The 21,593-nt window shown below is 71.1% G+C and carries 7 protein-coding genes; 2 read left to right on the top strand and 5 right to left on the bottom strand.

The window, feature by feature from the left end:
- The 5 genes from DK254_RS12240 to DK254_RS12220 all read right to left on the bottom strand — a co-directional run.
- Positions 1–2,270: condensation domain-containing protein (locus DK254_RS12240; protein WP_256595846.1), on the bottom strand; the 2,270-nt coding region annotated here is incomplete at its 3' end.
- A gap of 211 nt (positions 2,271–2,481) precedes the next feature.
- Positions 2,482–3,234, bottom strand: a complete 753-nt coding sequence (locus DK254_RS12235; RefSeq protein WP_109933917.1) for a thioesterase II family protein — start codon at positions 3,232–3,234, stop codon at positions 2,482–2,484.
- Positions 3,235–3,453, bottom strand: coding sequence for an MbtH family protein (locus DK254_RS12230; RefSeq protein ID WP_089392195.1), 219 nt, complete (start codon positions 3,451–3,453; stop codon positions 3,235–3,237).
- A 269-nt stretch (positions 3,454–3,722) separates the two neighbouring features.
- Positions 3,723–5,141: an aspartate aminotransferase family protein gene (locus tag DK254_RS12225; RefSeq protein ID WP_109933916.1), complete on the bottom strand. Its 1,419-nt coding sequence runs from the start codon at positions 5,139–5,141 to the stop codon at positions 3,723–3,725.
- Positions 5,142–5,372: 231 nt separating this feature from the next.
- A complete protein-coding gene (locus DK254_RS12220; protein WP_109933915.1) occupies positions 5,373–18,356 on the bottom strand; it encodes a non-ribosomal peptide synthase/polyketide synthase in 12,984 nt (4,327 codons plus the stop codon).
- A 301-nt stretch (positions 18,357–18,657) separates the two neighbouring features.
- On the opposite strand from DK254_RS12220, the gene DK254_RS12215 reads away from it, so the two are divergent.
- Both DK254_RS12215 and DK254_RS12210 read left to right on the top strand, forming a co-directional pair.
- Positions 18,658–19,209: an RNA polymerase factor sigma-70 gene (locus DK254_RS12215; RefSeq protein WP_109933914.1), complete on the top strand. Its 552-nt coding sequence runs from the start codon at positions 18,658–18,660 to the stop codon at positions 19,207–19,209.
- A 298-nt stretch (positions 19,210–19,507) separates the two neighbouring features.
- Complete coding sequence (locus DK254_RS12210; RefSeq protein ID WP_109933913.1) at positions 19,508–21,091, top strand: diguanylate cyclase; 1,584 nt, start codon at positions 19,508–19,510, stop codon at positions 21,089–21,091.
- Positions 21,092–21,593 lie beyond the last annotated feature (502 nt).

Below are 21,593 nucleotides of genomic sequence, written 5' to 3'. Positions count from 1 at the left end.
GCCTGCAGCATCGAGGGCACGAAGTGCAGCGTGGTCACGCCTTCGCGATTGATCAGTTCCACCAGCTTCGCCGGGTCGCGGTGATCGCCCGGTGCCGCGACGACCAGGCGGGCACCGGTCATCAGCGGCCAGAAGAATTCCCAGACCGAGACGTCGAAGCTGAAGGGGGTCTTCTGCAAGACGGTATCGCCGGCATCCAGGCCATAGGCCTGCTGCATCCAGCACAGGCGGTTGGTCAGCGCGCGATGGCGGTTTCCGGCGCCCTTGGGCTTGCCCGTGGAGCCGGAGGTGTAGATCACATAGGCGAGGTTCTCGCCGTCCACGAGCGCAGCGGGATTGGCGTCGCTGTAGCCTTCCAGCCAATCGCTCTCCTGGTCCAGGTCGATGCGCTGCACCCCCTCGGCCGGGGGCAGGTCAAGGTGCGACTGGCTCAGCAGCAGTTTCACGCCGCTGTCTTCCAGCATGTAGGCCAGGCGTTCGGCCGGGTACTCCGGGTCCAGCGGCACGTAGGCGCCGCCGGCTTTCAGAATCGCCATCAAACCAACGACCATCTCGATGGAACGTTCCACCGCAATGCCCACCAGGCTGTCCGGCCCCACGCCGCGCTCGATCAGGGCATGGGCCAGGCGGTTGGCGCGCTGGTTCAATTCCGTATAGCTCAGGCGCTGCTCGCCGAAGGCCAGCGCCGGTGCATTCGGGTGACGTTCGACCTGCTCTTCGAACAGCTGGTGTACACCGCGTTGCAGTGGGTACTCGGTAGCCGTGGCATTCCACTGTTTCAGGATCAGCTCGCGCTCGCCGGCGTCCAGCATCGGCAGTTCGCCGACCGCCTGTTGCGGGTTGTCGATCATCGCCCGCAGCAGGTTCTGCCAGTGCCGCGCCATGCGTTCGATGGTGGCCGGCTCGAACAGGTCGGTGGCGTAGGTCAGCGCGGCGTACAGGCGGCCGCCCTTCTCGTAGGTGTCCAGGGAAAGGTCGAACTGGGTGGTGCGGCTCTGCCAGTCCAGGCGGCTCAGGCGCAGGCCGGCCACGTCGTCCAGGGCCTCGATGTCGGCCACCTGCGGCTGGTGGTTGTACATCACCTGGAACAGCGGGCTGTGGCTGAGGCTGCGCTCCACCTGGAAGGCGTCCAGCAGGCGCTCGAACGGCAGGTCCTGGTGGGCCTGGGCGCCCAGCACGCTGTCGCGCACCTGGGCCAGCAGGCGCTCCACCGGCGTCTGCCCGTCGAATACCGCGCGCAGCACCTGGGTGTTGACGAACAGGCCGATCAGCCCCTCCACCTCGGCGCGGTTGCGGTTGGCGATGGGCACGCCGACGCGCAGGTCGCCCTCGCCGCTGTAGCGTTGCAGCAACACGTCGAAACCGCCCAGCAGCAGCATGAACAGGGTCAGCCCCTGGCGCCGCGCGGCGGCGCGCAGCGCTTCGGCCAGCGCAGGCTCCACGGCGAATTCGTAGCGGGCGCCGCGGTAGCTGGCCTGGGCCGGGCGCGGGTGGTCGCCGGCCAGCTCCAGCACCGGGTGCTGCTCGCCGAGCTGCTTGCGCCAGTAGTCCAGTTGGCGTTCCTGCTCGCCGGCCTCCAGCCAGCTGCGCTGCCACAGGGCGTAGTCGGCGTACTGCACCGGCAGTGCCTGCAGCTGCGCCTCGCCGCCCTGGGCGTAGGCGCTATAGAAGCGGCCGAATTCCTCGATCAGCAGGTTCATCGACCAGCCATCGGAGACGATGTGGTGCAGCGTCAGCAGCAGCACGTGCTCCCGTTCGCCCAGGCGGATCAGGCGCACCCGCAGCAGCGGGCCATTGCCCAGGTCGAAGGGCTGCAGCGACTCGCGCTGGGCCTCCTCGCGCACCCGCGCTTCCCGCTCGTCCGCCGCCAGGGCGCTGAAATCCTCATACACCACCTGCAGCTCGCCGGGCATGGGCGCCAGCCGCGGGGTGCCGTCCGCACCGGGGACGAACACCGTGCGCAGCGTCTCGTGACGCTCGACCAGGCTGGCGAAGGCTCGCTCCAGGGCCTGGCGGTCCAGCGCCCCGTCCAGGCGCACGGCGCCGGGCAGGTTGTAGGCGCCGCTGTGCGGGTCCAGCTGCCAGAGCAGCCACATGCGTTGCTGGGCGTAGGACGGCCGGTCGCGCTCGGCGCCCGGCACCCCGGCCGGAATCGGGAACAGCGAGAAGTCGACGCCTTCCGCGCTCAGGCTCGCCAGGAACATCCGGCGTTTTTCCAGGGGCAGCTCCAGGAAGCGGCGGGCGAGTTTCAGGGACTGTTCTGCGTTCATCTGTCTTCTTCCGTGCACGTGGGCAACGAGCGCCAGGGCTCGAGTGGGCTCATGGGGAACGGACAGGAACGCCGGAAAATTAGCTTCGCGGCGCAGCCGGGGACCACCGGTCGAAGCGAACTTTCAAATTGATATCAAATACTTGTGGGCAGGCAACGACGAAAGCCGGGTGCCCTCGCCTGCACCCGGCTCGACCGTCATGCGCGAGACGTCAGAAGGTCGCGGCGGCCGCCGCCGGCGCCAGCGAACCCTCGCCGGCGCGCCAGCGTTGCAGGCGCTGCTCGATGCAGCCCAGCACGGCGGCCTCATGCTCGTGGATGAAGAAGTGCCCGCCGTCGAACAGTTGCAGCCCGGAACCGGCGCAGGTCTCCTCGCCCCAGGCCCTCAGCTGTTCCTCGCTGGCCTTGTCGGCGCGGCCGCCGAGCACCTGGATCGGGCAGGCCAGGGGCGCGCGGCGCTGGTAGCGGTAGCCGCCGCAAAGCAGGAAGTCGGCGCGCAGGATAGGCAGCGTCAGGCTCATCAGCTCCTGGCTGGCCAGCACTTCCTCGGGGGTGCCCTGCAGGTCGCGCAGATCGGCGATCAGTTCGGCGTCGCTCTTGGGTTCGGCGAAGCCACGGTCGTATTCCGCGCGCCGCGAAGGCGCCGCGGTGCCCGAGGCGAACAGCCCCAGGGGCGTCGGGCTGCCCAGCTCGCGCAGAGCGTAGAGCAGCTCGCAGGCGAGCAGCGCGCCCAGGCTGTGGCCGAGCACCGCGTAGGGGCCCTGGCGCACTTCGTCGTGCAGCTCACGGGCCAGTTGCCGGGCCAGGCCGGCGAGGTCGGTCTGCAGCGGCTCGGCCATGCGAGTGCCACGGCCCGGCAGCTCCACCGGGCGCAGTTGCAGCCAGGCCGGCAGCTTGCGCCGCCAGCGCCCGTAGACCATGGCGCTGGCGCCGGAGTACGGCAGGCAGAAGAGTCGCAGCGCCACTCAGCCGGCCGCCTTTTCCATGTGCTGGCGCAGGCTCAGCGGGCGCATGTCGGTCCAGACTTCCTCGATGTAGGCCAGGCAGTCCTTCTTCAGCCCGCTCTTGCCCACGGCGCGCCAGCCGGCGGGGATTTCCTTGTACTGCGGCCAGATGGAGTACTGCTCCTCGTGGTTCACCACCACTTCGAACTGGATGTCTTCACGGTCGAATACGGACGTCATTGCACTTTCCTCAACTGGATGGACAGGCCGCCCCGTGGGTGGCCGCTATGGGTTAACGAAGTTGGCGGGGAGAAAATTAGGTGATCTTCGTAGGAGCGAGCTTGCTCGCGAACGGTGCTAGCCGGTGGTTCAGGTGTTTGGGGTTGACGCCGCCCCCTCTCCCCAACCCTCTCCCTGAAGGGAGAGGGGGCCGTTCGGCGTGGGCGGGACGTTCGGCGTCAACCTGTAGGAGCGCGCCCTGCGCGCGATTTCGCGGGCAGGGCCCGCTCCTACGGTTTGCCAGCAGGCACGGCCGCAGCCAGCGCGCGGGCGAAGCGGCGGGCCACTTCGTCGATCTGCTCGGCGCTGATGATCAGCGGCGGCAGGAAGCGCACCACCGCGCCGTGGCGGCCGCCCAGTTCGAGGATCAGCCCGCGGCGCAGGCATTCGCGCTGGATGCGCGAGGCCAGCGCGGGGTTGGCCGGCGGGTGGCCGAGGCTGTCGGCGGTGCCCTCGGGGTCGACCACCTCCACCCCGAGCATCAGCCCGCGGCCGCGGATGTCGCCCAGTTGCGGGTAGCTGCGCTGGAGGATGCGCAGGTGCTCGGCCAGGCGCTCGCCCATGGCCGCGGCGTGGGCCGGGATGTCGTGTTCCTTCAGGTAGCGCATCACCGCGGAGCCCGCGGCCATGGCCATCTGGTTGCCGCGGAAGGTGCCGGCGTGGGCGCCGGGCTGCCAGGTGTCCAGCCAGTCGCGGTAGACCACCACCGCCAGCGGCAGGCTGCCGCCGATGGCCTTGGACAGCAGCACCACGTCGGGGACGATGCCGGCGTGCTCGAAGGCGAACATCCGCCCGGTGCGGCCGAAGCCGGTCTGGATCTCGTCGACCACCAGCGCCACCCCCGCCTTCTCGGTGATGCGCCGCAGGCCGCGCAGCCACTCCAGGTCGGCCGGGACCACGCCGCCCTCGCCCTGGACCACCTCGACCACCACCGCCGCCGGCAGCGGCACGCCGCTCTCCGGGTCGTTCAGCACGCTTTCCAGGTAGTGCAGGTTGGCTTTCACCCCGGCCTCGCCGCCGAGGCCGAAGGGGCAGCGGTAGGCGTAGGGGTACGGCAGGAACTGCACGCCGTTGCCCAGCACCGCGCCCAGGGCCTTCTTCGGCCCGAGGTTGCCCATCAGCCCCAGGGCGCCCTGGGTCATGCCATGGTAGCCGCCCTGGAACGACAGCACGGTGCTGCGCCCGGTGGCGGTGCGCACCAGCTTGAGCGCGGCCTCGGCGGCGTCGGCGCCGGTGGGCCCGCAGAACTGGATCTTCGCCTCGCGCGCCAGTTGCGCCGGCAGCAGGCCGAACAGGTCCTGGACGAAGGCGTCCTTGACCGGGGTAGTCAGGTCCAGGGTGTGCAGCGGCAGTTCGTCGGCCAGCACCTGCCGGATCGCCTCGATCACCACCGGGTGGTTGTGGCCCAGGGCCAGGGTGCCGGCGCCGGCCAGGCAGTCGATGAAGCGGCGCCCCTCGACGTCCTCGACGTACAGCCCGCTGGCCTTCTTCAGCGCCAGGGGGATGCGCCGTGGGTAGCTGCGCGCGTTGGATTCCTGGTGGCGCTGGCGCGCCAGCAGCGGCGACTCGCTGAATTCGTAGAGGGTTTCGCCCGCGGCCGGTTCGGCATGGGCAGGCTGGTCATCGATGACGCTGGTAGCGACTTGCATGTCTTCAACCTCGAGACGTGGTGGTGTGCCACGGTTGACGGGTGCCCCGCGATGGCGGAGCGGCTGTAGTGAATAACGCAGCGCGGCGCTCGGGATTTACTGCCGGCCACGCCCTGCCCCGGCGCCCTTTTCACGGACGCGGGGCGGCCCGTGCGCGGCAGGCCGCGCACGGGTTGCAAGTGTTTGGCGATGGGCCCGCGGGGCCCCGGCGGCCCCGCGGGAAGCGCCGCTCTAGAGCATTTCCAGCTGCGACATCAGGTCGTCCAGGCGCGCCGCCTTGTGCTCGTCGATGGCGCTGGCCGCCTGGGCCTCGATGTAGCTGGCCAGCTCCTCCACCGTGCTGCACTCGAACATGGCCCGCAGCGGCACGTTGCGTTGCAGGGCCTTCTGCACCCGCGAGGCGATCTGCGTGGCCAGCAGCGAATGCCCGCCCAGCTCGAAGAAGTTGTCCAGCACCCCGACGCGCTCGACCTTGAGCACCTCGGCCCAGATCTGCGCCAGGGTGCCTTCCAGCTCCGTACGCGGCGCCTGGTAGGCGTGGGCCAGGGCCTGGCCGATGTCCAGCGCCGGCAGGGCCTTGCGGTCGAGCTTGCCGTTGGCGTTGAGCGGCATGCGCTCCAGCACCTGCCAGTGCAGCGGCACCATGTAGTCCGGCAGGTCGGCGCGCAGGTGCTGGCGCACCCGTTCCAGCCAGGCGCCCTCCTCGGCTGGCGTCGCGGTGGGCACCAGGTAGCCGACCAGGTACTTGCCGGTGGCGCTTTCCTGCACCGCCACGGCCGCCTCGCGCACGTCCGGCAGCTCGTGCAGGCGCGCCTCGATCTCGCCCAGTTCGATGCGGAAGCCGCGGATCTTCACCTGGTGGTCGACGCGCCCGACGTACTCCAGCACGCCGTCGGCGCGGCGCCGCGCCAGGTCGCCGGTGCGGTACAGGCGCTCCCCCGGCGCCCCGAACGGGTGCGGCACGAAGGCCTGGGCGGTGCGCAGCGGGTCGCCGACGTAGCCGCGGCCAACGCCGGTGCCGGCCACGCACAGCTCGCCGACCGCGCCCAGGGGCACCAGGTCGAAGTCGCCCTCGGCGTCCAGCAGGTACAGCTGGTTGTTGTCGGTGGGGCTGCCGATGGGCAGGTAGGTGGCTTCGGTGGAGGCCGCGTCGACGCGGAAGAAGGCCACGTCGTCCGAGCATTCCGCCGGGCCGTAGGCGTTCACCAGGCCCACCTGCGGGTAGCGCTGCAGCCACTGCCGCGCCAGTTCCGGCGGCATGGCCTCGCCGGTGGGCAGCATCCAGCGCAGGCCGGGCAGCGCCCCGTGCTCCTCGGCGAGCATGCCCTGGATCAGCGAGGGCACGCTTTCCAGCACGCTCACGCCCTGCTCCACCACATGTTCCAGCAACGCCTGCGGGTCCTGGGCGATGGCGTTCGGCACTATGGCCACGCGGCCGCCGAACAGCGGCGCGGCGAGGAATTGCCAGACCGAGATGTCGAAGCTCTGCGAGGCGGTCTGGGCGATCACGTCGCCCTCGCCGAGGGCCAGGTAGGGCACCTTGCTCAGCTGGTTGTTGAGCATGCCGGCCTGCTCCACCATCACGCCCTTGGGCAGCCCGGTGGAGCCGGATGTGTAGATCACGTAGGCCAGGTTGCCCGGCCCGCTGTAGCGCTGCGGGTCGTGCTCGGCGGCCGCGCCGTGCTGCACCTCGTCCCACACCAGCAGGCGCGGGCGGCTGCCGCAGCCCAGTTCGGCGAGCAGCGCCAGGGCCTGCTCGTGGCAGGCGGCGCTGCACACCAGCACCGGCGTGCGGCTGAGCTCGAGGATGCGCGTCAGGCGCTGCGTCGGGTGCGCCGGGTCCAGCGGCAGGTAGCCGGCGCCGGCCTTGAAGCTGCCGACGATCATGCCCAGCAGGTCCAGGCCGCGTTCGCCCAGCAGCGCCACCGGCTGGTCGAAGCCCACGCCGGCGGCCAGCAGCGCATGGCCCAGGCGGTTGGCGCGGCGGTTCAGCTCGGCGTAGCTCCACTGCTCGCCGAGACAACTGGCGGCGATACGCTGCGGGTGTGCCGCCACCCGCGCCTCGAACAGGCGCACGTAGCCCTGCTCCAGCGGGTAGGCGTGCTCGCTGCGGTTGCAGTCCTCCAGCAGGAAGCGCCGCTCCTGCGCGCCCAGCAGCGGCAACTCGGCCACCTCGCCATGGAAGCCGTCGGCCAGGGCCAGCAGCAGGCGCTGGAACTCGCCGAGCAGCCGTTCGATGGTCGCGGCCTCGAAGTAGCGCTGGTCGTAGGACAGGTGCAGGCCCAGGTCGTCGCCGGGGTAGCAGACCACGGTGAGCGGGAAGTTGGTGTGGGTGCGCCCGGAGTCGGAGCTGGCCTTCAGGCTCTGCGCGCGGTCCAGCACCGAGACTTCCACCGGGGCGTTCTCGAACACGAAGAGGCTGTCGAACAGCGGCTGGCCCTTGGGCAGCTCGCTGCTTTCCTGGATGGCCACCAGCGGCAGGTGCTCGTGCTCGCGCAGCTCCAGGTTGCGTTCGAACAGCCCGGCCAGCCAGTCGCGCACCGTCTGCCGCTCGCCGGGCGCCGGCAGTTGCACGCGCAGCGGGATGCTGTTGATGAACAGCCCCACGGTGCGCTGCATCTGCGGCATGCCCACCGGGCGGCCGGCCACGGTGACGCCGAACAGCAGGTCGCGCTCGCCACTGAAGCGGCGCAGCACCAGGGCCCAGGCCGCCTGGGCGAAGGTGTTGACGGTCAGTTGGTAGCGCTGCGCCAGTTCGCGCAGGCGCGCGCCATCGGCGGCGTCCAGGCGGGTGTAGCGGTCGCCCACCATCATCCCGCCGCTTTCCCCGGCGCGCTCGTGGACGATCGGCCGGTCGCTGGGGACGTAGGTGGCGCGCTCGAAGCCGCGCAGGTTGCCGCGCCACCAGCGGCGCGAGTGGTCCAGATCCTGGCGCTGCAGCCAGGCGATGTAGTCGCGGTAGCGCGGCGGCGTCGGCAGCTCGGCCGCGCGGCCCTCGCCCAGGGCGCTGTAGATCTCGAAGAAGTCGCTCATCAGCAGGCCGCGGCACCAGGCGTCGATGAGGATGTGGTGGTTGCTCATCATGAACCAGTAGCGCGCCGCGCCCAGGCGGATCAGGCGCAGGTGGAAGGGCGGCGCGTTGAGCAGGTCGAAGCCGGCCTCGCGTTCCCGCTTGTGCAGCGCCTGCAGGCGTTCCTCGTGGCCTTCCTCGGGCAGTTCGCTCCAGTCGAGGTAGTCCAGCGCCACCGGGCCGGGCTTGTGGATCACCTGCAGCATGGCCTCGCCGGCGTTCCACGAGAAGGACGCGCGCAGCGCCTCGTGGCGCGCCACCACGGCCTGCCAGGCGGCGGCGAAGCGCTCGCGGTCCAGCTCGCTGTCGATGCGGTAGCGGTCCTGCATGTAGTAGATGCCGGTGCCCGGCTCCAGCAGGGTGTGCAGCAGCAGGCCTTCCTGCATGGGCGTCAGCGGGTAGACGTCGTCGATCTGCGCCGCCGGCACCGCCAGGGCGTCCAGCTGCGCCTGGCTCAGGCGCGCCAGGGGGAAGTCCGAGGGCGTCAGGCCGCCGGCCTTGTCGTCCAGGCAGTGGACGACCAGGGCCTGCAGCTCGCCGAGGTAGGCGTTGGCCAGGTCGGCGATGGTCCGTTCCTCGTAGCGCTCGGCACTGTAGGTCCAGCGCAGCACCAGTTCGCCGCCGTACACCTGGCCGTCCACGCTCAGCTCGTTGGGCAGCGGCGCGGTGGCATCGTGGATGGCCCCGGTGGGCTCGTCCAGCGGGCGGAACAGGGCGTCCTCGGTGAAGCTCTGGTCGAACTGGCCCAGGTAGTTGAAGGTGATGCGCGGCTGCGGCAGCGCGGCCAGGGCGCGGCGCCCCGCCTCGTCGCCCAGGTGGCGCAGCACGCCATGGCCCAGGCCCTTGTGCGGCACGGCGCGCAGCTGTTCCTTGATCGCCTTGATCGAGGCCGCAAGCCCGGCCTCGCCCGCCTCGGTGGCGGGCGCCAGGCGCAGCGGGAAGGCGCTGGTGAACCAGCCCACCGTGCGGCTGAGGTCGATGTCGTCGAACAGCGCCTCGCGGCCGTGGCCTTCCAACTGCACCAGCACCGAAGCCTCGCCGGTAGCGCGGCAGAGCACCCGGGCCAGGGCGGTCAGCAGCAGGTCGTTGACCTGGGTGCGGTAGGCCGCCGGCGCCTGCTGCAGCAGCTGGCGGGTGCGCTCGCGGTCCAGGCGCAGGCTCAGGCTGCGGGCCAGGGCCTCGTCGTTGCGCCCCTGGGGGTTGTCGCAGAGCCAGGTACCGGGGGCGCCGTCCAGCTGGCCGTGCCACCAGTGCAGCTCCTCGCGCAGCGGTTCGCTGCCGGCATAGGCCTGCAGGCGCGCGGTCCAGTCGCGGAAGGCGCTGGTCTTGGCCGGCAGTTGCACGGCCTCGCCGGCGGCGAGCTGGCGGTAGGCCTGCTGCAGGTCTTCCAGCAGCACGCGCCAGGACACGCCGTCCACCACCAGGTGGTGGATGGCCAGCAGCAGGCGCTGGGCGCCGGGGCCGTCCACCAGCACCGCGCGCAGCAGCGGGCCGTCCAGGGCCAGGCTGCGCTGGGCGCGCTCGAACACTTCGGCGCAGTCGGCGAAGCTCGCCACCTGCGCCTGCCACACCAGCCAGGCGCCGTCGTCCGGCGCCCGGTGCTCGGCCTGCCAGCGGCCGTCTTCCTGGCGGAACGCCAGGCGCAGCGCGTCGTGGTGCCTGGTCAGCTGCAGCAGGGCCTGGCGCAGCAGGTCGGCGTCCAGCGCCTGGCGCGGCTCCAGCAGCAGCGACTGGTTCCAGTGCGCGCGGTTTTCCTGGGGCAGTTCGAAGAACCAGTGCTGGATCGGCGTCAGCGCGCTACCGCCCTGCACTTCGCCCTGCTCCGCCTGGCTGGCGCCGACGCTGCGGGCGACGCCGGCCAGGCTGCGCACGCTCTGGTGCTGGAACAGGTCGCGCGGGCTGAACTGGATGCCCTGCTGGCGGGCGCGGCTGACCACCTGGATGGATAGGATGGAGTCGCCGCCCAGCTCGAAGAAGTTGTCGTCCAGGCCGACCTGGGCGACGTTCAGCACCTCGCCCCAGATCGCCGCCAGCTGGCGTTCCAGTTCGCTGCGCGGGGCCTCGTAGGCGCGCTCGCCAAGGCCGGCGTCCGGCGCCGGCAGCGCGCGGCGGTCAAGCTTGCCGTTGGCGGTCAGCGGCAGGCCCTCCAGCAGCACCAGGTGCGCCGGCACCATGTAGTCCGGCAGTTGCTGCTTGAGGTGGGCCTTGAGCGCCTCGCGCAGTTCGGCCTGGGCGGCCGCGTCGGCGGTTGCCAGGGCGGTGCCGACGTAGCCCACCAGTTGCTTGCCGCTGGGCCCGTCCACCGCCAGCACGGCGGTTTCGCGAACCTGCGGGTGTTCCTGCAGGCGCGCCTCGATCTCGCCCAGTTCGATGCGGAAGCCGCGGATCTTCACCTGCTGGTCGATGCGCCCGAGGTATTCCACCTGGCCATCGGTGCGCTGGCGCACGCGGTCGCCGGTGCGGTACAGGCGGCCGCCGGGGGCGCCGAAGGGGTCGGGCACGAAGCGCTCGGCGGTCAGGCCGGGGCGCTCGTGGTAGCCGCGGGCCAGGCCGGCGCCGCCGACGTACAGCTCGCCGCCGGCGCCCTGGGGCACCAGGGTCAGGTCGGCGTCGAGGATGCAGGCGCTGCGTTCGCCCACCAGGCTGCCGATGGGCACCCCGGCGCCGGCTTCCACCTGCTCCGGGGCCAGGGCCGCCAGGGGCATGACCACGGTTTCCGTCGGGCCGTAGGCGTTGAAGAAGTAGCGCGGCGCGAAGGCCTGGCGGATGCGCTGCAGATGCTCGGCGGTCAGCGCCTCGCCGCCGGTGATGCACAGGCGCACCGGCAGTTGCCGATCCTGCGTCTGCAGCCACTGGGCCAGCTGGCTGCCGTAGCTGGGGGTGAAGCCGAGGATGCTCACGCGGTGCTCGGCGATCAGTTGGCAGATGTCCTCGGCGCCCCATTGGCCCTGGGCCCGCAGCACCACGTGGGCGCCGCACAGCAGCGGGCTGAGCAGGCGCTCGCTGGCAGCGTCGAAGTTGATGGAATAGAAGTGCAGCTCGCAATCGTCGGCGCGCATGCCGAAGCGCTCGATCACCGCCCGGCAGTGCATGGCGATCTCGCCGTGGGACACCACCACGCCCTTGGGCTTGCCGGTGGAGCCGGAGGTATAGATCAGGTAGGCCTGGTGCTGCGCCTGGCTGGAGGACGGCAGCGGGCCGTCGTCCAGCGCCGCCAGGGCCGCGCCCTCCTCCGCCGGGCAGCAGCGGCCGACGCCGGCGGGCAGCTCGCCCAGGGCCTCGAACAGCGCCGGCTGGCCGAGCAACAGGCGCACGCCGCTGTCCTCGATCATGTAGTGCAGGCGTTCCAGCGGGTATTCCGGGTCCAGCGGCACGTAGGCGCCGCCGGCCTTGAGGATGGCCAGCAGGCCGACGACCATCTCCAGCGAGCGCTCCAGGGCCAGGCCGACGCGCACTTCGGCGCCCACGCCGCGTTCGCGCAACAGGCGCGCCAGGCGGTTGGCGCGCTCGTCCAGCTCGGCGTAGCTCAGCGTCCGGCCGGCGAAGGTCAGCGCCGGCGCCTGCGGCGTGGCCGCGGCCTGGGCGGCGAACAGGCCGTGCAGGGTGTCGCTGAGTTGCGGCCCGCTGCAATGCAGCAGCGCATCGCGCTCGCCGGCCTCGAGCATCGGCAGCTCGCCCAGGCGCTGCTGCGGGTCGGCGATCATCGCCTCCAGCAGGTTCTGCCAGTGGCGCGCCATGCGGGCGATGCGCGGCTCGTCGAAGAGGTCGCGGCTGTAGGTCAGGCAGCAGCCCAGGCGCTGGTCGAGGTCGGTGACTTCCAGGTTGAGGTCGAACTTGGTGGCGCGGGCGTCGTTGACCAGGTATTCCACGGTCATCCCGGCCAGCTCGCGGGTCTGCTGGAACTCCCAGCGCTGGACGTTGCACATCACCTGGAACAGCGGGTTGTAGGCGGCGCTGCGCGGCGGCTGCAGGGCGTCCACCAGGTGGTCGAAGGGCAGGTCCTGGTGCGACTGGCCGTCGATCACCGTCTGCCGCACCTGTTCCAGCAGCTGGGCCACGCTCAGCTGCCCGTCGAGGCGGCAGCGCAGCACCTGGGTGTTGAGGAAGGCGCCGATCAGGCCCTCGCTCTCCGGGCGGATGCGGTTGGCCACCGGCGCGCCGATGCGCAGGTCCTGCTGGCCGCTGTAGCGGTACAGCAGCACGGCCAGGGCGGCGGTCATGGTCATGAACTGCGTCAGGCCGTTGCCGGCGTTGAAGCGGCGCACCCGCTCGGCCAGCTGCGGCGCCAGGTCGAAGCGGTAGAGGTCGCCGCGGTGGCTTTGCAGCGGCGGCCGCGGGCGGTCGCCGGGCAGTTCCAGCACCGGGTGCTCGTCGCCCAGCTGGGCGCACCAGTAGTCCAGCTGGCGCTGGCGTTCGCCAGCCTCCAGCCACTGCCGCTGCCATACGCTGTAGTCCAGGTACTGCACCGGCAACGGCGCCAGGGGCGATTCGCGGCCTTCCAGGAAGGCCTCGTAGAGCGCACCCAGCTCGCGGGCGAAGATGTCCATGGCCCAGCCTTCGGTGACGATGTGGTGCAGGGTCACCACCAGGTAGTGCTCGGCCTCGGCGAAGCGGACCATGTACACCCGCAGCAGCGGGCCCTTCTCGAGGTCGAAGGGCTTGTGCGCCTCGTCGTCGGCCAGTTGCTGCAGGGCCTGCTGGCGGCCCTCGGCGCCGAGGTGGGAGAAGTCCAGGCGCTGCATGCGCAGGTCGCTGTCCTCCTGCACCTGCTGGTGGGGCACGCCGTCCACGCTGGGGAAGCAGGTGCGCAGCGTCTCGTGGCGCTGCACCAGGGCCTGCAGGGCGCGTTCGAAGCAGTCCAGGTCCAGCGCGCCGCGCAGCCGCGCCATGCCGCCGACGTTGTAGGCCGGGCTGTCCGGCTCCAGTTGCCAGAGGAACCACATGCGCTGCTGCGAGAAGGACAGCGGCACCGGCCGGCTGCGGTCCGCCGGGTGGATGGCGCCCTGGCTGTCGACGCTGCCGGCGGCGCGCAGTTGGCGCACCCGCTCGGCGAAGGCGCCCAGGGTGCTGGCCTCGAACAGCTCGCGCAGCGGCAGCTCGATGGCGAAGGCCTGGCGGGCGCGGGAGACGATGCGGGTGGCCAGCAGCGAGTGGCCGCCCAGCTCGAAGAAGTCGTCGTCCAGGCCCACCTGCGGCAGGCCCAGCACTTCGCTCCAGATGGCGGCCAGGCGCTGCTCCAGCTCGTCGCGCGGGGCGACGTGCTCGCGCTGCCGCCAGGCCGGTTCCGGCAGGGCCTTGAGGTCCAGTTTGCCGCTGGGGCCCAGGGGCATATTGGCCAGGCGCATGAGCTGCGCTGGGACCATGTATTCCGGCAACGCTGCCTGCAATGCAGTGCGCAGGGCCTGGTTGTGTTCGGCCTCGGCCGGGGCATCGGCGCTGGCGGTGTAGTAGCCCACCAGCTGGCTGCCGAGGTTGCCGGCCTGGCGGATCACCACCACCGCCTGGGCCACGCCGGGCTGGGCCAGCAGGCGCGCGCGGATTTCGTCCAGTTCGATGCGGAAGCCGCGCAGTTTCACCTGGCCGTCCTGGCGGCCGAGGTATTCCAGCACGCCCTGCTCGGTCCAGCGCGCTCGGTCGCCGGTGCGGTACAGGCGCGCGCCGGGCGCGCCCAGCGGGTCGGCGACGAAGCGTTCGGCGCTCAGCCCCGGGCGGCCCAGGTAGCCGCGGGCCAGGCCGGCGCCGCCGATGCACAGCTCGCCGGCGGCGCCCGGCGGCAGCGGGTTCAGCTCGCTGTCGAGGACGCGGCAGATGACGTTGCCCAGCGGCCGGCCGATGGGTGAGCGCGCGCCGTCTTCCACCGAGCACTGCCAGTGGGTGACGTTGATCGCGGTTTCCGTGGGACCGTAGCGGTTGTGCAGGGCCACGCCCGGCAGGCGTTGCAGCACGCGGTCGCGCAGCTGCGCCGGCAGCGCCTCGCCGCCGGAGAACAGGCGGCGCAGGCTGGTGCAGGCGTCCACGCCGGGCTCGTCGATGAACAGTTGCAGCAGCGGCGGCACGAAGTGCAGCGTGGTCACGCCGAACTGCCGCACCAACTGGGCGATGCGCGCCGGGTCGCGGTGCTCGCCGGGGCCGGCCAGCACCAGGCGGCAGCCCGCCAGCAACGGCCAGAAGCATTCCCACACCGAGACGTCGAAGCTCACCGGCGCCTTCTGCATCAGCACGTCGTCGGCCTGCAGCGCGTAGGTGGCCTGCATCCACTGCAGGCGCTCGGCCAGGGCGGCGTGGGTGTTGCCCACGCCCTTGGGCTGGCCGGTGGAGCCGGAGGTGTAGATGACGTAGGCCAGGTTGTCGCCGTGCAGGTGCAGGCCCGGCGCGCTGGCGGGCCAGCCGTCCAGCTTGAGGCCGTCGAAGCACAGGGTGGCGACGCCTTCCTGGCTGGGCAGGCGGTCCAGCAGGTGGGCCTGGGTCAGCAGCAGCGTGGCGCCGCAGTCGGCCAGCATGTAGGCCAGGCGCTCGGCGGGGTAGTCCGGGTCCAGCGGCACGTAGGCGCCGCCGGCCTTGAGGATGGCCAGCAGGCCCACCAGCAGCTGCGGCGAGCGTTCGGCGCAGATGGCCACCGGCACGTCGGGGCCCACGCCCTTGTCGCGCAGGTAGTGGGCCAGGCGGTTGGCCCGGGCGTGCAGCTCGGCGTGGCCCAGCTCGGCGTGGCCCAGCTCGCCGCCATCCCATTGCAGCGCCACGCGTTCGGCGTATTCCGCCTGTGCGCGTTCCAGTTGCTCCGGCAGCCAGCTTCGCGCCGGCTCGCAGGGCGCGCTGCCCCACTGTTCCAGGCGCGCCAGCTCGGCGTCGCCGACCAGGGCGATGTCGCCCAGGCTCAGCTGCGGCTGCGCCACCACCTGGCGCAGCAGGGCCACGTACTGGTCGGCCAGGCGCTGGATGCTCGCCGCGTCGAACAGGTCGGCGGCGTAGTCGAAGTTCAGGCGCAGGCGGCCGCGAGCGTCTTCCTCGGTCTGCAGTTGCAGGTCGAACTTGGCCTCGCGGCTGTGCCAGGGCAGTTCCTCGGCGAGCAGGCCGGGCAGCCGGCGCAGGGCCGAGAGGTCGTGCTGCTGGTGGTTGAACAGCACCTGGAACGGTTGGCCGCCGTGGCCAGGCAGGGCTTCCAGCAGGTGGTCGAAGGGCAGGTCCTGGTGCTCCTGGGCGCCAAGGGTGGCCTCGCGCACCTGGGCCAGCAACTGGCCGAAGGCCTGCCGCGGGCCGGGGGTGGCGCGCAGCACCAGGGTGTTGATGAAGAAACCCACCAGCCCCTGCACTTCCAGGCGCTGGCGGTTGGCGCTGGGCACGCCGACGCGGATGTCGGCCTGCCCGCTGTGGCGGTGCAGCAGGGCCTGGAAGGCCGCCAGCAGCCACATGAACACGCTGGCCTGGTTGGCCCGGGCCGCCTCGCCCAGGGCCTGGCCGAGCTTGTCGTCCAGGCGCAGGCTCAGGCGCGCCGCCGGCGAAGCGGCGTTGCCGCGCGGGTGGTCGGTGGGCAGTTCCAGGCGCGGCGCTTCCTCGCCCAGTTGCGCCTGCCAGTAGGCCAGCTGGCGGGCGCCCTCGCCCGCCTCCAGCCACTGCTGCTGCCAACTGGCGAACTCGGCGTAGCCGATGGGCAGCGGCGCCAGGTCGGCGCTCTGGCCGCCCTGGCTCTCGGCGTACAGGCGGGCGAACTCGTCCAGCAGCAGGTTCAGCGACCAGCCATCGGCCACGATGTGGTGCAGGGTCACCCACAGCTGGTGCAGGTCGTCGCCCAGGCGCACCAGGCTCACGCGCAGCAGAGGGCCCTGCTGCAGGTCGAACGGCTCGCGGGCCTCGGCTTCGCGGCGTTGCGCGGCTTCGGCGGCGTCCAGTTCCAGCACCTGCCAGTGGAACTCGCCCCTGGGCTCGATGCGCTGCAGGGCCTGGCCGTCGCGTTCGAGGAAGCGCGTGCGCAGCGCTTCGTGGCGCTGCACCAGGCGGGCGAAGGCGTCGTACACCGCGTCTTCGTCCAGTTCGCCGCGCAGTTGCAGGCCGCCGGGGATGTTGTAGGCACAGCCCCGGGGTTCGATCTGCCAGTTCAGCCACAGCCGGCGCTGGGCCGCGGACTGCGGCAGGTCGCCGCCGCGCGGCAGGCTGGCGATGGCCGCCTGGGGCGTGGCGCCGGCGGCCAGGCGGGCAGCCACGGCGGCGCTGAAATCGGCCAGGCGCGGCGCCTCGAACAGCAGGCGCAGGTTGAGCTCGGCGCCCAGGCCGTCGCGCAGCGCGGCCATGGCCTGGGCAGCGGCGATGGAATTGCCGCCGAGCAGGAAGAAGTTGTCGTCCGCGCCCACGCGCTCGACACCCAGGTGCTCGCGCCAGACCTGGGCGATACGCGCCTGCAGGGCATCATCGGCCTCGACGGCGGGCGCGGCGGCTGCCTGAACGCCGGGGTAGACGGCGTAGGCATCCAGGCTGCCGTCGGCCAGGTGCGTGCGGCAGGCCGAGCGTTGCAGCTTGCCGCTGGAGGTGCGCGGCAGCGCGCCGGGGTTGAGCAGCGCCACGACCTTGGGCGCTTCCTGGCAGGCTTCGGCCACCGCCTGGCGGATCCTGTCGATCAACTCGGCGGCCGGGATGCGTTTCTGCAGGGCGCGGCCGACCTCGGCGGCGATGCCGATGCCCTCCTCGCCGTCGACCTCCACGGCGAAGGCCGCCACCCGGCCCTTGCGCACCGCGTCCACCTCGGTTTCCACGGCGCGCTCGATGTCCTGCGGGTAGAGGTTGTGGCCGCGGATGATGAGCATGTCCTTCAGGCGCCCGGTGACGTACAGCTCGCCGTCGCGCAGGCAGCCCAGGTCGCCGGTGCGCAGCCAGGTGCGGCCGTCGCGCTCGACGAAGGCCCTGGCGCTGGCCTCGGGGTTGCGCCAGTAACCATGGGCGATGCTCGGCCCGGCGGCCCAGACCTCGCCCACCCGGTTCTCGCCCAGGCTGGCGCCGCTGTGCGGCTCGACGATCATCACCGCGTGCTCCGGCTGGCTGCGGCCGCAGCACATGAGCACGCTGCCGCTGCCCGCCTCGATGCGGTTCTGCGCCAGGGCCGCCTCGTCCACGCCCAGGGCGGCGATGCCCTGGCCGCGCCGGCCGCCGGTGACGAACAGGGTGGCCTCGGCCAGGCCGTAGCAGGCGAAGAAGCTGGAGGCCTCGAAGCGGCTGGCGGCGAACCTGGCGGCGAAGCCGTCCAGGCTGTCCTGGCGGATCGGCTCGGAGCCGGAGAAGGCCACGCGCCAGCGGCTCAGGTCCAGCCCGGCCAGGGCCGACTCGCTGACGCGCTCGGTGCACAGGCGGTAGGCGAAGTCCGGCCCGCCGCTGACGGTGCCGCCGTGCTGGCTGATGGCCTCCAGCCAGCGCAGCGGGCGTTCGAGGAAGTAGCGCGGCGACATCAGCACGCAGGGCACGCCGCTGTAGACCGGCTGCAGCAGGCCGCCGATCAGGCCCATGTCGTGGTACAGCGGCAGCCAGCTGACGATCACGTCGTCGGCGCCGATGCCGAAGCCGCCGCGGATCAGCCGTTCGTTGGCCACCAGGTTGCCGTGGCTGACCTGCACGCCCTTGGGCAGCGCGGTGGAGCCGGAGGTGTACTGCAGGAAGGCGATGTGCTCGGGACGGATGTCCACTTCCCGCCAGGCCTTGGCGCCGGCCGGGTCCAGTTCGTCCACGCACAGCAGCTGTGGCGCGGCGGCGCCGGACAGCGCCGGGCAGCCTTCCAGCAGGGCCCCGCGCAGTTCGGCCTGGGTCAGCACCAGGCGCGGCGCGCAATCGTCGATGATCGACAGCAGGCGCTCCTGGTGGTGGCGACGCGCCGATTCCGGCGGGTAGGCGGGCACCGCGACCATGCCGGCGTACAGGCAGCCGAAGAAGGCGGCGACGTAGTCCGGGCCGCTGGGGAACAGCAGCACCGCGCGCTCGCCCTGCCCCGCCCGGGCCTGCAGCGCGGCGGCGATACAGCGGGCGCGACGGTCCAGCTCGGCATAGCTGAGCACCACGTCGCCCGCGCCGTCCTCGGCCAGGAAGCGCAGGGCCAGCCGGTCGGGTTGGGCGCCGGCGCGCATGCGCAGGGCCTGGGCCATGGAGAGGGGATGTTCGAACGCGTCCATTGTGTGTTTCCTGCTGAGTGCACCGCGACTGGTCAATCGACCGGCAAAGGCCTACTCGGGCCTACAGCCGGTTCTCTCAGAGGTGTACGGACGGTCATTCGAAATAATTAGTAATCTCAACTGGCCAAAGGCGCTGGCGGAGATGGCACAAAGCCAGTCTGCATGGGGCTTTCCGGCCTGGAAGAACATTCATTTACAATTGTTGACAATGATTCTCATTTCAAATACTTTCCGGCTCGGCTCGCTGGATGCGTACCTCCACTAGCGAATTGCCCACCCACACTGCCGCTAGGTGATTCTCATGCTGGATGAACTGCCCACCTCCCGTTATGCCTCGCCGTTGGTCGCGACCTTCATCGAGAATCGCTCCATCCTGGTCAAGTTCGCCTCGCGCTTCCTCGGTTGCCGCGCCCATGCCGAGGACGTGGTGCAGGACACCTTCTTCCGCCTGCAGAACGCCTCCGGCGCCTCCATTCCGCTGAAGGCGCAGATGAGCTACCTGTTCCAGGTGGTGCGCAACCTGGCCATCGACCACTACCGCAAGCAGGCGCTGGAGCAGCGCCACACCGGCGCGCCCCAGGAGCTGATGGAGGCCGAGGCGGCCTACGGCGCCACGCCGGAAACCCTGCACATCAACTTCGATACCCTCGAGCAGATTGACGAGGCCCTGAGCCAACTGCCCGAGCGCACCCGCTACGCCTTCGAGATGTACCGCCTGCACGGCGTGCAGCAGAAGGAGATCGCCCGCGAGCTGGGGGTTTCCCCGACCCTGGTCAACTTCATGATCCGCGATGCCCTGCTGCACTGCTGCGCCAGCGTGGCCAAGGACGAACAGCCGGCCCGCCGCGCCTGAAGCCCCTTGCGCCCCGCTGCCGGAACCAGGCACGCCGGGGCAAGGGGCGGCCGCCCCTACTCGTCCCCCCCCGCTCGTCCTATAGCTCCGACGGAACATTCCCGCTTTCCAGGCCCTACCTCTGAATCTCCGCCGATACCCCCGGCGCGGCGCCCGGCCTTGTCCATAATGGCGCCCTAGCGTCCGCGATCCCCCTCGTCCGGCCACGGCGTCGAGTGCCTCGAAAGCCCGCTCGCGCCGGGCATGTCCGGCCAGGGTGGATGGCGAGGCGATATCCATAGCATCGACGGAATTCGCCATGTCCTTGGGGCCCATGCCCAGGCTCAACCTGCGCACCTTGATCCTCCTGTTCGCCTCGCTGGCGGCCATCGCGACCCTGGCCAACGACCTGTTCACCACCTACCGCATCCAGCGGGAGGCGCTGGTCCTCAGTGCGCTGGAGCACAACCGCGCCTATGCGGCCAAGGTGGCGCTGAGCATCAGCCAGAGCCTGGCCTCGTCCCTGGACCGCCTGGCCTACAGCGCGACCCTGCTCGGGCAGGATTTCGCCGATGCGGCGGTCCGCGACGCCGAGGTGGAACGCCTGGCCCGCCAGGACGGCAGCTTCAACACCGTGGTCATCGCCGACGCCTCGGGGCGGATTCTCACCGCCGTTCCCCGCTGGCTCGGCGCCAACGGCCGCAAGATACTGTCCCGGCGCCCCCTGGAAGAGCGCCAGGCGATGATCAGCCCGGCCTTCCACTCGCAGTCCGGCGAACGGGTGGTGTTCGTCTCCCAGCCGGTGTGGAACGCCCGCGGCGACTATCTGGGCCTGGTCGGCGGCACCATCTACCTGAACCGTACCAACTCGCTGAACCACATCGTCAGCCGGCACTTCCAGGAGGACACCTCCTTCGTCTACCTGGTGGACGAACAGCGCCAGTTGCTCTACCACCCCCAGCGCGAGCGCATCGGCCAGACGGTCGGGCCCAACACCGCGGTGGACGCCGCGCTGCGCGGCGAAAGCGGCGCCCTGCAGATCATCAACACCCTTGGCCTGGAGGTGCTCGCCGGCTACGCGGCGGTGCCGGACAGCGGCTGGGGCGTGGTCTCGCAGCAGCCGCTGAGCGTCACCCTCGGCGCCGTGCGCACGCTGATGCTGCAGGTGCTGGCGGGAATCGTGCCGATGATCCTGCTCGGCTTCCCGCTGCTGTGGTGGATAGCCGCGCGGATCAGCCACCCCCTGCGCCGGCTGGCCGACTACGCGGCGCAACTGGACAACACCGAGCGTATCGAGGAGGTGCGTGCCTGGTACTTCGAGGCCTGGCGCATCCGCCGGGCGCTGATCATCGGCGGGCGGATGACCCAGGAGCGCATCGGCCAGCTCAACCGCCAGGCCCAGAGCGACCCGCTGACCGGCCTGGCGAACCGCCGGGCGCTGGAGGCCACCCTGGCGAGCTGGGTGGCGCGCGGCGAGCCCTTCGCCGTCATCAGCATGGACATCGACCACTTCAAGCAGGTCAACGACAGCTTCGGCCACGCCGCCGGCGACCAGGTGCTGCAGGTCTTCGCCGAGGTGCTGCGGTGCAACTCGCGCAGCGGCGACCTGCCGTGCCGCGCCGGCGGCGAGGAATTCATCCTGCTGCTGCCGGGCACCTCGCTCGGCGTGGCGGCGGAAGTCGCCGAGCGCATCCGCCTGTCGACGGAGCAGACGGCGTTCCCCCGGGTGGGCCGGGTGACCCTGTCGCTGGGCGTGGCCTTCAGCAGCGAGGGGCGGACGGATGCCGACGCGGTGCTGGCGGCGGCGGATACCCTGCTCTACCAGGCCAAGCAGGCCGGCCGCAACCGCGTCGTGGTGGCGGACGAACGCCCGTCCGGCGTGGCGCAGCCTCATCCTTCCTGAGGGGCGGTGAGTCCAATCGCGGACGGAGCCCGCGCGCTTCCCTGGAACCGTAGGAGCGGACTCCGTCCGCGATTTTCCGTCGCTGAAAACCCGGCATGTTGCCAGGGAGCTTCGCGATTGCGCTTCGCGCCGAACGGTCCCCTCTCCCGCTTGCGGGGGAGGGTTAGGGAGGGGGAACGGAGTCAGGGTTGGCAGAGGTGTGTGAGTGGAGTCCGTAACCCTCTCCCCAGCCCTCTCCCTGAAGGGAGAGGGAGCCGTTCGGCGTGCACGGATAACACAGCGTCAGCCGGCAAACTCGTAGGGCGAATAACCGTTCGCGGTTATCCGCCGTTGGCCGATGCGCCGATACACGACGCAAACGGCGGATAACGCCGTAGGCGTTATGCGCCCTACGGGTTTCCAAAGGAATATCCGCGCGCACCAGAACGCCCCTTCAGAAGGCCGAGCGAAACCGGCGCTCAGGAGGTCATGCGACATGGATGTCGCGAGAGCCCCGATGGGT

It is taken from the genome of Pseudomonas sp. RW407, from assembly GCF_003176655.1.
In the GTDB taxonomy this organism is placed as follows: domain Bacteria; phylum Pseudomonadota; class Gammaproteobacteria; order Pseudomonadales; family Pseudomonadaceae; genus Pseudomonas; species Pseudomonas delhiensis.
This window is presented reverse-complemented; position numbering and strand designations above follow the sequence as displayed.

Excerpts from the sequence above, each read along its gene's own strand:
- DK254_RS12225 (WP_109933916.1), bottom strand. The coding sequence starts at position 5,141 with ATGCAAGTCGCTACCAGCGTCATCGATGACCAGCCTGCCCATGCCGAA.
- DK254_RS12210 (WP_109933913.1), top strand. The coding sequence starts at position 19,508 with ATGTCCTTGGGGCCCATGCCCAGGCTCAACCTGCGCACCTTGATCCTC.
- DK254_RS12215 (WP_109933914.1), top strand. The coding sequence starts at position 18,658 with ATGCTGGATGAACTGCCCACCTCCCGTTATGCCTCGCCGTTGGTCGCG.
- DK254_RS12230 (WP_089392195.1), bottom strand. The coding sequence starts at position 3,453 with ATGACGTCCGTATTCGACCGTGAAGACATCCAGTTCGAAGTGGTGGTG.
- DK254_RS12220 (WP_109933915.1), bottom strand. The coding sequence starts at position 18,356 with ATGGACGCGTTCGAACATCCCCTCTCCATGGCCCAGGCCCTGCGCATG.